The organism is Roseivirga thermotolerans, assembly GCF_014653175.1.
Taxonomy (GTDB): domain Bacteria; phylum Bacteroidota; class Bacteroidia; order Cytophagales; family Cyclobacteriaceae; genus Roseivirga; species Roseivirga thermotolerans.
The window spans coordinates 415,071-428,295 of the sequence record NZ_BNAG01000004.1 but is presented as its reverse complement, the minus strand read 5'-3'; the positions used below and the strand labels follow the sequence as shown (position 1 = coordinate 428,295).

Below are 13,225 nucleotides of genomic sequence, written 5' to 3'. Positions count from 1 at the left end.
TTACTGTATTCTTTATCTAAGACAGGCTTACCTGCTAAGTGCCATACGAAAAAGTAGAGTATGTACTACTCCACCACTTCGCCCATGTTGGCAAATTTTTCTATTCTATTGTTGATTCTCTCCTCAGCCGACTGCTTCATGAGCGGCTTAAGTTCTTTGAGAATCCGATTTTTAAGTGTTTCATACATCCAGTCCGGGTCTCTATGAGCTCCACCCAGCGGTTCTTCAATGATGCCATCAATGAGTCCGAAGCCGAGCATGTCAGTAGCGGTTAGCTTCAAAGCTTCTGCTGCCTGCTCCTTGTAGTCCCAGCTTCTCCAAAGAATAGATGAGCAAGACTCAGGAGAAATTACCGAATACCAGGTATTCTCGAGCATAAGCACCTTATCGCCAACGGCTATACCAAGAGCTCCACCAGAGGCTCCTTCACCTATAATTATGCAAATTACAGGCACCTTGAGCATAAACATTTCTTTAATGTTCCTTGCAATAGCCTCTCCCTGACCTCTCTCTTCGGCCTCAAGCCCCGGATAGGCACCGGGAGTATCAATAAGCGTAACTATGGGCTTATTGAACTTTTCGGCCATCTTGAATAGGCGCAAGGCTTTTCTGTAGCCTTCCGGATTAGCCATACCAAAGTTTCTCATTTGGCGCTGCTTGGTGTTACGTCCTTTTTGCTGACCCACCAACATTACCGTTTGGCCGCCAATGGTTCCGAAGCCTCCTACCATGGCTTTGTCGTCTTTCACAGTTCTGTCACCGTGAAGCTCCACAAAGTCATCTGTTATGTTGTAGAAATAATCTAAGGTGTAGGGCCTTTCCGGATGGCGGCTTAGCTGCACGCGTTGCCAACGGGTTAGGTTTTTGTAAGTCTCTTCCTTGAGCCTGAGAATTTTTCGCTCCAATGATTTCACGTCTTCTGTTACATCCACTCGGCTGCTCTCGGCCAGTTGCTTCATCTCGGCCAACTTACCTTCAAGCTCTATTATTGGTTGTTCAAATTCCAAAAGCATGTTTGTTAAATGATCCGACTACAAAGCTAAATATAAAGTGCTTTCGAACTTAATTTTTTAGCATAAATGCTCCACTCCAATATTTTCTTTAATTTATGGCCTTTCAACCATCTCAAACCTTTTTTTAATGGACAGCCCTTTCAATGCCGACCTAAGAGTAGTAAAAAATGTTTTGCTGATTTTTGCCGGAATATTGGGGATAGTCATTATCAAAACACTGGCCTCACTGCTCATTCCACTGGCCTTTGCCTTGTTTATTGGCATTCTACTCACTCCTATTATCAGCTTTTTGGAGCGCAAACGCTGGCCATATACGGTGAGCATAACCTTAATTACTATTATTACCCTTGGCTTTATATTTCTAATTGGCCTTATCGTGTATGATACGGGCATGCAGATAGTTGATGAGAAGGATAAACTTCTGGCTCAGATTGAAGTGAAATTCCAGGACATACTTGGTAATCTAGATTTTATTCCGGGAGTTAGCCAACTGGAAACCGGTGGGTTCATCCAGATGCTAAATGAGGCGTTTTCTACTGATTTTCTGTTGAATACATCGGGTGAACTCGCGAGCTCACTGGGCGCTTTCACCTTCAACTTTATACTTTGTGCGATTTACTTGGTAGCTGTGCTTGGCAGTATTGTGCGGTACGAAAAATACATTGCCTATCTGGAGGGTGATGATGTGGTGGGGAAAGAAAGGCTTACCCGTTCGTTTGTAGAGGTACGCAACTCTATTGTAAGCTACATGAAGGTAAAGTTCTTTACCAGTTTTTTCACCGGGCTATTCTTTGGGGCTATTTGTTATTTTTTCGGGGTCGATTTTGCCTTGTTTTGGGGCTTTTTGGCCTTTCTTCTCAACTTTATCCCTACTGTTGGTTCAATAACGGCTACCATTCCTCCTGCATTACTGGGCCTTATTCAGATCGACTCTAGCGGCTCTTTCTTGTTTTTTATTGCTCTGCTAATTGCTACTCAGTTTATCTGGGGCAATGTGATTGAACCTTATGTTATGGGGTCTTCTGTAGCCCTAAATACAGTAACGGTAATTCTCGGACTGGTAGTTTGGGGTTATATATGGGGTGTTGCAGGCATGCTTCTTTCAGTGCCGCTAATTGTACTGGCACGCGTTATTTTAGCACAGTACCCCGATGCCGACTTACTGGTAAAACTTATGGGAAGAAGCCAGGTAGAGGAATAGCTGGATAGAACTGCTTTGCTCTATTTTTCAGGATTATTTATGTAGTTCAACACAACTTCCGCCACACGTTGTGTCTTCCCAGCCCCTCGTAAGTCACATACGAGAAGCTACAATAGTGGCAAAGGGCAGCATCATATGCCATCCAAAATCAAGTAACTCACCCTATTTTTATTTTTAGGCAAGAAGTGTATTTCTAAATCTTGCCTCCATTTGTGTCTTTACAAATGGTTCTTAAAAAACGCGGTGAGGACACAGCTTGTGCTTAGTATACTGGGTCTGACAAAGGTGATCTAAATGAGTAACCCTATTTATTTTTATGAAATAATCGGGCTTAGCTTGGTCACTTTCCGGCTAGCTTCTATATTGAAAGAAAAACACATGGAATTGCTAGGAATTGGAATGCCCGGTGGGGTAGAAATTTTTGTCATCATCTTCTTATTGGTCGGAATTATACTCCCATTGGCGGCTATTATAGATATTGCCACCAGTCAATTCAAAGATGGAACAACCAAGTTAATATGGCTATTGGTAGTTATTTTTGCTCCATTCCTTGGGACGCTTATTTACTTTGCTGTAGGAAAAGGACAGAAAAAACCTAAGCGAACATTTAACCTCAACTCAGAGGATTAACACAGGAAATTAACACCGTATGGGTATGCTCTTTATAATTCTCGTTTTCTACCTTGTTCCCTTCCTTATTGTATTGGTAGCCTTGGTAGATATTTTAAGAAGTGATTTTGAACCAAGTCAGAACAAGCTCATTTGGGTAATAGTAGTAATACTACTCCCCATTCTGGGCTCTATACTCTATTTGATCATAGGAAGGAATCAGCGAAGAATGCCTTATTAACTATACTTCCCAGTCTTTCTCATGAGAACTAATTTTGGTATTTGGCAATACAAATGGTGCAACTATAGCGGCTATAAATAAGGCAATTACTAGAATAATAAACATGGTCTCAGTTCTTTGCTGCGAAGATGCGAATTATCTTAAAAGCTGTAAAGCAAATTGTAGACTTTTATAGGGTTTAAAGCTTCTTTTTATGGCTTAGTATGTTCCCTCCGTCATGTACTGACCAGTGGCCAATGAGCCTGTAATCAGCTAGTTTTGCTGTCGGAATCGTTTCATCATAAACTCTTTTTGTCCCAGCGGTCCAAAACCAATGACCTCGCCTTGCTCATTGAGGTATATTTGCCAGTCTACGGCTTGATCTCTGAAATAGAATGTTGTATCAGAAGAAGGCACGATTTCCATTTTACCGGGGTTTCCATCGGGTTGAATAAATAGCTTACCTCCTTCTGTGGTAATGTGCATGAATCCATTATCTCCATAGTCACCCACATATTTATTAATGAGGTTGGTGCTCAACTTGTGCTCTACCCTTGGTTGGGGTAGTTCGAATGGTCTCTTTTTCCAAATGTTTCGGATGGCCTTATATACCGGAACGGCATACTCAACCGACCGGTCGTGTACCACAATGAGTACGTCATCGGTATCAATATAGCGGCTAAAAATTACGTGTGACTCTACCCCTTGCCCCAAGTACTGAAACACCCGGTTCCCCGGTTTGTCGCCAACTAAACTACCTCCAAAGCCATATCGTCCCTTTTCTCCGCTTGCCAATATCATGGGAGTATAGGCCAGCTCCTGAATGGCAGCTTCCAAAATTTTCTCCTGAGCCAAAGCACGATCGAATTTGAAAAGGTCTTCTGCAGTAGATACCATATTGCCTTCACCCAACATAAATGCGAACAAATTGTCTAAATGAGCTGCTCCTATTCTCTCCTTATATCCCGGCACATCAGTAACAAAATGAGTATTCTCCATTCCAGATGGTTCTAGTATGTGCTGCTTCACATAATGGGAGAATTCTTGGCCCGCAACCTTCTCTACTACACCGGGCAACAACAAATAGGCTGTTTGGTTGTAGTTTTCATGAGCTCCCGGAGCACCTTGAGGGTCGGGCATGTATTGAGCCACCAGATGAACCATATCATTGACCGTAAGAAAACGGTCGTGTGGCCATTCCTTAAATATAAGCTCAAAGAAACGCGGCATACCACTGGTATGGTTCAGTATGTGTCTCAGGTTTACACCTTTATAGGGAATGGAAGGATGATATAGTGCAATCGGATCCAGCAGGCTGAGTTTTCCTTCCGCATTAAGCTGCAAAATGCTGATGGCTGTAATGCCCTTGGCCACCGACTGTATGTGGATGGGAGTGGTGGTAAGATAGGCTTCTCCATGGCGCTGCCGACCATAGGCCTTAGAAAAGATAGTCTTTCCGTTTTCTGCAATTAACACCTGCCCGTGAAACATTTGCTCCGAAGAAAGGAAGGTTAAAACAGAGTCGAGCGTTTTAAGGTTTTGTTGGGCCTGAGCATTGAAGAACAAAGCAATTGCCAGACTTAAAGTTAAAAGATACTTCATGCGTTTTCCGTTTCCTCAAACCAAGGCAAAATGACCGAAGAGCAAAAACTTTGGGGATAGACAAGGAATAGACATTAATTCCTTAATTGAGGTGAAGGTCACTTTAACCGTTCATAAGAGTCAATAACGGTCGCTACCATACACTAAACCGACATGAGGTAACGAACCAGATCATCGTTTTCCGTTAGCCCCATCTTTTTTCGCATACGATAGCGACCTGTATTAACACTGCCGGCAGAAATGTTAAGGACATTCCCAATCTCTTTAGAACTTAGGTTGAGCCTCAATAAAGCGCTAAGTCGTAATTCATAGGCCGTGAGTGTGGGATGAATAGATAATATTTTATCGAAGAAGCCGCTGTGAATTTGCTCAAAGCTTACGCGGAAATTCTCCCACTCCTGCTCTGAGGCAAAGGCTTCTGCAACAGAGCTAAGTACATCAGCCTTTTCTATCTTTTCTTTCTCAGAAAGTTTTGAGTTGAGTTCATCCAGCTTCTTGTTCTTCTGCTTAATTACATCGAGCAATTCGCTCATCCTTTTTTCCTTAGTGTGTAGCTCCGACTTGATGAGTTCATTTTTTAGCTCAATACTCCGCATTTCGGCCTGCGTACTCCGAACCCTGTACTTATACAGCTTCTTTCTGTTTCGCTGACGATTATTTCTGGAATTAATGGCGATAAAAACCAAAATACCCACTGTGGCTAGAAGCGTGATGCCTACATCGCGCATCATAACCCGATTGGTAAGAAACCTTCGCTCTGCCTCTTCCGGGGTTTCTGACCGCCCCTCCTGAATGCGCTGCCAACTTTCTTCATCTACATTGGGAGGCCTTTTACTTGTGCTATCCTTTTCCTGGCCTAAAACGACCAAACACAAGCCCATAAGTACTATGGTAAGAAAAGTTTTCCAACGCATATTCAAACTTATGGAAATTGAAGGAAATAAGGTGATGCCCGGAGGCTATGATGAATAGACATTGGATAGACAGCAAGGCTAAAAAACTAGTTAATAAGAAACCAGTAGATAACTACTGATTTCTAATTAGCCTATCCCTGATCACTAATTCATAGGCGCATCAATCTTTCCGTTGCCTGCTAATTCATACTTCTTATCGAACAGATAAATCCCCAAATCATCGGCTGACTCATTCATGATGGTCACGTGACCTTTGGTGGCCTTAATGGTGAGGTTTCTCTCTCTAAATTTTATTTTGAAGGAATAACCATCCCAATGATCGGGCAGATATGGGCTGAAGTACAACTCTCCACTCCTTACCCTCATTCCGGCAAAACCTTTAGCAAAGGCCATCCATGTGCCAGCCATTGAGGTGGTATGGCAGCCATCTTCCGTGTCATTATTATAATCGTCCAAATCGAGACGGGCCGTACGAAGGTACATTTCGTATGCCTTTTCTTTTCGACCAAGTTTCGAGGCCAGAATCGCATGCACACATGGCGAAAGTGACGACTCATGCACCGTCATTGGTTCATAGAAGTCGAAGTTACGCTCAATGGTTTCCAAATCGAACTCATCTTCGAAAAGGTAAATTCCCTGAAGTGTATCGGCTTGTTTGATGAAGCACGAACGGAGTATCCTGTCCCAAGACCAGTTTTGGTTAATTGGCCTCTGCCCTGCCGGAATATCCGAAACAGGCATCAGCTCTTTATCCAGAAAACCATCTTGCTGTAAAAACACTCCTCTCTTTTCGTCATAGCCCAAGTACATATTATCGAGTATGTGCTGCCACTTTTCAGTTTCGGCTTCTTTAAAATTGAGTTTTTGAAACAGCTCATTGAGCTGCGTAGTACCCTTATATTTCTGAAGCCCTTCCAAGGTATACTGCAAGGTCCAAAGAGCTATTTTAGAAGTGTACCAGTTGTTATTCACGTTGTTCTCGTATTCATTGGGCCCTGTAACTCCATGCATTACATACTGACCCTTTTGTTTAGACCAGTGTACCCTTTGAGCCCAAAAACGCGAAATAGCAATCAGTACTTCTAAACCATAATCTATTAGGTAGTCTTCATCGCCATGATAGTTTATGTAGTCGTAAATGGCATAAGCTATGGCGCCATTGCGATGGATTTCTTCGAAGGTTATTTCCCATTCGTTGTGGCATTCCTCACCGTTCATAGTCACCATCGGGTAAAGAGCAGCACCATTAGTAAAACCTAGTTTTTGAGCATTTTCAATAGCTTTTTGCAAGTGTTTGTAACGGTACAATACCAGGTTTCTGGCCACTTGTTTATCACTCGTAGCCAGATAAAAAGCCAGGCAATACGCCTCAGTATCCCAGTAAGTACTTCCACCATATTTTTCTCCGGTAAAACCTTTGGGTCCAATATTAAGTCGCTCGTCTTCTCCGGTATAGGTTTGATTGAGCTGAAAAATATTGAATCGAATACCCTGCTGTGCCGAAACATCACCATCAATCACTATATCGCTCATTTGCCACTTGGCTGCCCAGGCTTCTTTGTGTTCCAGCAGAAGTTTATCGAACCCGACCTGGGCCGCCTCCAGCACTTCTTTTTCACATACTTCTACCAGCTGCGTTTTGGCAAAATACATGGAAGAAATATTGGCTGCATACTTTTCTATGGTCAAAGGCTTACCCTCTTCTACCCGACCCGTTACTGCTACTTCCACATATTTCTCTCGCTCGAATTCCTGAGCAGACTCCATGGAGAAACCTCCGGAGATATTGAACTTCATTCCCGTAGCTACCCAAAAATCGGTTTTCTTGGTACTGGCTACCACATAGCTGAAATCGTGCGAAGCTTTCCTATGCTGCTCATTCCAAAATTTTTCATCGTAGTTAGAATCTGCGTTGATTACATCAAAGTCTACAAATGGCACTATTCGGGCTACACCGGAAAAGTTGAGAGGTGTAACCTGATAGGACAGTGCTCCTACTTTGGTTCTGGCCATACTGCATATTCGGGTGGCCTCTACCTTTACGCGTTTACCTGAAGGCATTTTGGCTGTAAACTCACGCTTAAGCCAGCCTTCTTTCATGTTGAGCTCTCTTCGAAAATGCTCCACTTCGCAAGTGGCCAAGTCCAGAGCCTCATCTTCAAAAGAAATATGAATTCCAATCCAGTTGGCTGCATTAAGCACCTTGGCAAAGTACTCCGGATACCCATTTTTCCACCAGCCTACGCGGGTTTTATCAGGGTAGTACACCCCGGCAACGTAGTTGCCTTGGAGGCTCTCTCCCGAATATTGTTCTTCGAAATTAGCCCGCTGACCAAACATGCCGTTGCCCAGGCTAAAAATGCTTTCGGAAATCTGATTATACTCGGGCACAAACCCTTCTTCGATAATCGACCAGGGATGATGTTTGATATAATTTTTCATGCAAATGATGGTAAACGTTTGAATATGGTAAGGTCTGCGTCTTTCAGATCAGGAACTACAAGGTCTGCCTCATGCAATAGTTCAGGCAAGCCCACTCCTACACATGGAAAGCCTCCGCGTTTGGCTGCCTGCACACCGGAAATAGCATCTTCAAAGACAACGCACTCTGAAGGATGCAAGCCCAGGCGATCGGCTCCAAGCAGAAACACCTCTGGGTGAGGCTTGGAATGGCTTATGTGGTTACCATCCACTTTCACCTGAAACAGATCGCTCAGCCCAACGGCTTTTAGAATAGTAGGCGCGTTTTTACTGGAAGATCCCAACGCCACTTTTAATCCGGCCTCTGCCAACACATGGAGAAATTCTCTGACTCCCGGCAGAATGTCGGCAGGAGTCATTTTAGATATTATCTCTACGTACCTGTCGTTCTTACGCGTGGTTAAAGCTTCAATTTCCTCATCGCTTTTTTCGAGATTTCCTATCGCCAAAATGCGCTTCATAGAGTCTACTCTGCTCACGCCTTTTAACTGCTCGTTGTCTTTTTCCGTAAAAGGTATATTCAGTTCATCGGCAATAGACTTCCAGGCTATATAATGAGCCGGAACTGTATCTACAATCACCCCATCTAAATCAAAAATGCAGGCCTTTGGTAAAATCATAGGTTTATAGAATAATTGGCACGTATCATATTTTCTGTTTCTTTCAGAGGCTTAAAAACCTCGAAAGTGGTGCCTTGAGTACGTTGAGCTCCAAGTGCATTGGCATACATTGAAGCCAATATATAATCGTTTTGTCCGTCTCTCAGCCCATAGGCTAGTCCTCCCGCAAAAGAGTCTCCACAGCCGGTGGTGTCTACTACATTTTCCATGTAAATGCTCTTCACGAATTCTTCTTTGAGCTGTCCGTTTACTTTTGTAAATACCTTACAACCGGTGGCATCGGTAGTTACAATTAAAGCCTTGGGGCCTCTATCTAAAATGTAATCGGCCATGGGGCGAAGGTGCTCCTGACCAATATCATCCAGAAGATCGGTGAGTTCCTCTTCTCTGTACTCGTGCTTGTACCAGGTACACCACGATTCTTCCAGATTCATCTTTAGAACATCGATATAGGGTAGCCAGAAGTCTCTTTCCACCCAAAACTTCTTGTGCCGATCGCCCCCGATGGTCATAGTATGTGTGGGGCCATGAGCATCGAATATGATGGTTCCATGGCTAAACTCTTTTAGGTATTTAAGCGTATCGAGAGCTATTTCATGGTCGGTTATAGGCACAAAAACAAACACGTTGCAATCCAGAAACGGAGCCATATCCACCGGCATTATGGGGTTCATAAAAGCCGTTTGTTTTTCTACCCTAAAGTTCTGATCGAGAAATTTAAGTTTGATCACGTCTCCGCTATCGGCATCGTCTGTAACGCCTTTCATATCTATGGCCGAATAAGGGGCAAATAATTCCTTTACTGCAGCCATGTCTTTTTTGCGAATATGCGAAACCGGATAGACCGTTCCCTGGCCCTGAAGCAACTGGGCAAGCCCTATAGTAGGGTGGGTAATGCATCCATACTTCTCTATAACTTCTCCCTTATGAGTAGTAATATGATCTCTGGGAATAGGGCCAACTACCGCTATTTTATATGCTCCACTCATAGGCCATTAGCTAAAGTATATCCAAATAGCAATTATCAGAGCTATAAGCAATACAGTAAGCACCAGGTCTTTCGTTCTGGAGGCTTGCCCCCTGGCACTCAGCACTCCCTTGGCGTATGTAATATCTTTGATTTGTTCTGGTGCCGGTTTTTCGGACATTAAACTCACCACTATGAGTACCACAGAACATATAACAAAAAGGAAAATGGCCAAATGCAGGAAGTTGATAGCAATAATGGCACTTAGAAAATCGGGCAATGATGCTTTGAAAACATCAAGCACTAGCAATCCCATACCTAACACAAAACCGGTCCATAGAGCAGCCATTGCGCCTTTTGCATTCAATCTTTTAAAGAATATTCCTAGCAAAAACACAGCGGCAATAGGGGGTGAAATATAGGCCTGTACTGTTTGCAAATACGTATAGAGCTGTCCGGAGATACGCTCCATTATGGGGATCCAAACAATACCTACTGCCACCATAATGATGGTAGCCAACTGCCCTACTCTCACCAGCTTCTTTTCTGAGGTATCGGGTTTCCAACGCTTATAAATATCGATGGTAAAAAGTGTTGAGCACGAGTTGAACACGGAGCTTAGTGAGCTCATTAGTGCGGCCAGTAAACCGGCTATTACCACACCTCGAAGACCTGCCGGCACCATACTCTTCACCATCATAATGAGTGCCTGATCATTCTTTTCCAGGTCGAAAACACCTTTTTGAGAAAGGGCAAACGCAATTACTCCGGGAATAACGAAGATGAAAAGCGGAAGCATCTTCAGAAATCCGCCAAAAAGAGTTCCTTTTCTCGCCTGCTCAATGTTACGAGCGGAAAGCACTCGCTGCACAATGTACTGATCTGTACACCAATACCATACCCCTAAAATGGGAGCCCCAAACAGGATACCAGTCCAAGGGAATTTATCATCGGATATTGGCTTCCACATAGACATAAAGCCTTCGTCTACACTACTGGTTAGCCCTGACCACCCGCCTAATTCGTTCAGACCAAAGTAGGTTACAGCAATGGCACCTCCAATGAGTACAAACATTTGAATCATATCGGTATAAAGCACGGCCTTTAACCCTCCAAAAACGGTGTAAACACCTGTAGCTACAACTATGATGATGGCACCTGTCCAAAAAGGCACCTCTATAGCTGAGAAAACTACAGCTCCGGCAAAAATGGTCACCGATATTTTGGTAAGTATGTAAGCGATTATCGAAACCCAGGAAAGATAGTTTCTCGCCTTGGAGGAGTATCTTCTTTCTAAGAATTCGGGCATGGTAAACACTCCGCTTTTCAAGTAGAAGGGCACAAAAACCCAACCTAAGAGCATAAGCATAAATCCGGCTATAATTTCGAATTGAGCCACAGCCACACCCCCTGTTGCCCCATCGCCTGCTAAACCCACAAGGTGTTCAGAACCAATATTGGATGCAAAGAGTGATGCGCCAATGACAAACCAGCCTACATTCTTACCTCCCAGAAAGTAATCGGACGATGAAGAGTTAACTTTTTCTTTAAAAGTGGCCCAAGCGGCTATACCAAAGACCAGCACAAAATAGGCGGCTATAAAAATGTAATCGAGACTAACTAGGTCTACCATAGACGTAAGGTTAAGGTTGAATGATATTCAATAGTTGCTACTGATATACACGAACATAATCAATTTCAAAGCGGTTTGGAAAGATATCGTTTGCAATGCCCTTTTTGCCGCCCCAGCCACCTCCAACGGCCAGGTTTAGGATGAGATAAAAGGGTTGGTCGAAGGGCCACTCGGCATAACCATTGCCTGAGTTTTCGAAAGTGAAGTATTTCTCATCGTCTAGAAAGAAATCGATTTTATCCTCATCCCATTCAATAGCATATACATGGAATTTATCGGAGATATCGGCTACCTGAACGGAGTCTGCCTTCTGTGTGCCTTTAAGGTGGTTGAAGGCTTCGGTGTGTACCGTACCATGCAGGTTACCCTGGTCGTAGCCTACATGTTCCATAATGTCTATTTCTCCACTTTTGGGCCAGCCACCATAGTTATTGGTGGTGGGCAACATCCATATTGCGGGCCAATTGCCACGTCCTTTTGGAATTCTGGCTCTCACCTCTACCCTGCCATATTTCCAATCGCCTTTGTTTTTTGTGATGAGCTTGGCCGAAGAATAGGCACGGGTTTTAAAAGAGTCGGCCAATGCAGTAATGGTGAGTATACCATGGGCTAAATTGATATTTTCGGGCCTGTCGGTATAATACTGAAGCTCATTGTTACCGAAACCGCACAGATCGGGGCAGCCATCACCAACATAGGCTGTCCACCGGGTGGTATCCAACTCACGGCCATCGAATTCGTCTTGCCAGACCAATTGTGGTTTTTCGTTACAGGACTGAATGAGCACGAGGGCTCCAATCATCATAAGTTGACTAAGCTTTTTCATTTCTGTTTGAATGTATTTAAGATGCCGAAAGAAGGCAACCCGGGCACAAAATCTCATGCACAATTGGCAAACAGGAATTGAATACAGGAGGTTAGTCGCTGCCGGGTAGCCTCATTTATATGTTAAGCACTTATCGGGAAGAATCCCGGATAATAACCCTCGAATCAAACTTCAGGTGAAGCTGGTGTTGGGGTATATGCCTTTTCTGAATTACTTTAAACAATAGCTCGGCCGCAGCCTCACCCATTTTAATAGGTTCGTGCGTTACGCTGGTAAGGTTGGGTTCTACTATTTCGCACAAGTTGCTATTGCCAAAACCAACCACCGAAACATCTCTTGGAACATTAAGACCCATTTTTTTAAGTTTTAGAATGGATTCCACTGCCAATTCATCGCTAAAGGTAAAAAGGGCATCGGGTCTTCTTTTAGGGTCTTCAAACATCTTCTCTATAATCGCATCGTGAGGTTCATCGGGGTGAGTGAACACGACAAAATCTTCATTAATCTCGTAGTCGTAGGTTCTGAGAGCCTCCAAATAACCTTCATATCGACTTTTGCTAATCCCCAGCAGTCCAGGGCCTCCAAGATGGGCAATGCGCTTGCGCCCACGTTTTATCAGATGTTCCACCGCCTGGAAACCACCTGTGAAATCGTTGGCTTCTACGGTTGGCGTATCGAAGCCGGGAGCAATGCGATCGAAAAACACAAAGGGTACATCATAGGCCTTGAGTGTCTCCAGATGATCGAACTCTTTGGTTTCACTGGAAACCGACAGTATAATGCCCTCCACTTTACATGAAAGCAGCGACTTAATCTGGTCTATCTCATCATGATAATTCTCATTAGACTGACAAATTATAGTATAGTATCCGTTGTCGCTTACCACCTTCTGAATACCATCGATTGCAGAAGCGAAGAAGTTACTGGTAATGTGGGGTACTAAAATACCTATGGAGTTGGAACGCTTGGTGCGTAAGCCTGCAGCAATAAAATTGGCCTGATAACGCATTTCCTTTGCTTTTTCGGCTACCAACTTCTTGGTTTCTTCACTTATGTTTGGATGATCGTTGAGCGCTCTCGACACCGTTGAAGGTGAAATACTCAGCGCATTGGCAATGTCTTTTATCGTAATAGCCATA

Annotated in this window: 12 protein-coding genes; 3 read left to right on the top strand and 9 right to left on the bottom strand. The window is 43.7% G+C overall.

Annotated elements, in window-relative coordinates:
- Positions 1 to 65 precede the first annotated feature (65 nt).
- On the bottom strand, positions 66 to 1,013 hold the full coding sequence (locus IE164_RS15630) for an acetyl-CoA carboxylase carboxyltransferase subunit alpha (RefSeq protein WP_189631187.1): 948 nt from the start codon (positions 1,011 to 1,013) through the stop codon (positions 66 to 68).
- A gap of 127 nt (positions 1,014 to 1,140) precedes the next feature.
- Here IE164_RS15630 and IE164_RS15625 point away from each other — a divergent pair, with 127 nt between their 5' ends.
- From IE164_RS15625 to IE164_RS15615, 3 genes are all read left to right on the top strand, one after another.
- Positions 1,141 to 2,214, top strand: a complete 1,074-nt coding sequence (locus tag IE164_RS15625) for an AI-2E family transporter (protein WP_189631186.1) — start codon at positions 1,141 to 1,143, stop codon at positions 2,212 to 2,214.
- Between the two features lie 294 nt (positions 2,215 to 2,508).
- Entirely contained in the window at positions 2,509 to 2,844 is a 336-nt protein-coding gene (locus tag IE164_RS15620) for a PLD nuclease N-terminal domain-containing protein (protein WP_229838726.1), read from the top strand.
- A gap of 25 nt (positions 2,845 to 2,869) precedes the next feature.
- Positions 2,870 to 3,064 carry a PLDc N-terminal domain-containing protein gene (locus IE164_RS15615; RefSeq protein WP_229838725.1) on the top strand — a complete coding sequence of 65 codons (195 nt, stop codon included), beginning with the start codon at positions 2,870 to 2,872 and terminating at the stop codon, positions 3,062 to 3,064.
- 252 nt (positions 3,065 to 3,316) lie between these two features.
- Here IE164_RS15615 and IE164_RS15610 read toward each other — a convergent pair whose 3' ends face one another.
- The 8 genes from IE164_RS15610 to IE164_RS15575 form a co-directional block, all read right to left on the bottom strand.
- Positions 3,317 to 4,645 (bottom strand): serine hydrolase domain-containing protein, encoded by a 1,329-nt coding sequence (locus IE164_RS15610; RefSeq protein WP_189631183.1) that lies wholly within the window; start codon positions 4,643 to 4,645, stop codon positions 3,317 to 3,319.
- Positions 4,646 to 4,788: 143 nt separating this feature from the next.
- Positions 4,789 to 5,559, bottom strand: a complete 771-nt coding sequence (locus IE164_RS15605) for a helix-turn-helix transcriptional regulator (protein ID WP_189631182.1) — start codon at positions 5,557 to 5,559, stop codon at positions 4,789 to 4,791.
- A gap of 144 nt (positions 5,560 to 5,703) precedes the next feature.
- Complete coding sequence (locus IE164_RS15600) at positions 5,704 to 8,001, bottom strand: glycoside hydrolase family 65 protein (protein ID WP_189631181.1); 2,298 nt, start codon at positions 7,999 to 8,001, stop codon at positions 5,704 to 5,706.
- Positions 7,998 to 8,660, bottom strand: coding sequence for a beta-phosphoglucomutase (gene pgmB, locus IE164_RS15595; RefSeq protein WP_189631180.1), 663 nt, complete (start codon positions 8,658 to 8,660; stop codon positions 7,998 to 8,000). Before pgmB ends, IE164_RS15600 begins: the two co-directional genes overlap by 4 nt.
- Complete coding sequence (locus IE164_RS15590; protein ID WP_189631179.1) at positions 8,657 to 9,649, bottom strand: carbohydrate kinase family protein; 993 nt, start codon at positions 9,647 to 9,649, stop codon at positions 8,657 to 8,659. Before IE164_RS15590 ends, pgmB begins: the two co-directional genes overlap by 4 nt.
- 6 nt (positions 9,650 to 9,655) lie before the next feature.
- Positions 9,656 to 11,260, bottom strand: a complete 1,605-nt coding sequence (locus IE164_RS15585; RefSeq protein WP_189631178.1) for a sodium:solute symporter — start codon at positions 11,258 to 11,260, stop codon at positions 9,656 to 9,658.
- 37 nt (positions 11,261 to 11,297) lie between these two features.
- The gene (locus IE164_RS15580; protein WP_189631177.1) at positions 11,298 to 12,086 is read right to left on the bottom strand and encodes a glycoside hydrolase family 16 protein; all 789 of its coding nucleotides are present in this window, start codon (positions 12,084 to 12,086) and stop codon (positions 11,298 to 11,300) included.
- A 130-nt stretch (positions 12,087 to 12,216) separates the two neighbouring features.
- Positions 12,217 to 13,224, bottom strand: a complete 1,008-nt coding sequence (locus IE164_RS15575; protein WP_189631176.1) for a LacI family DNA-binding transcriptional regulator — start codon at positions 13,222 to 13,224, stop codon at positions 12,217 to 12,219.
- Position 13,225: the final 1 nt, after the last annotated feature.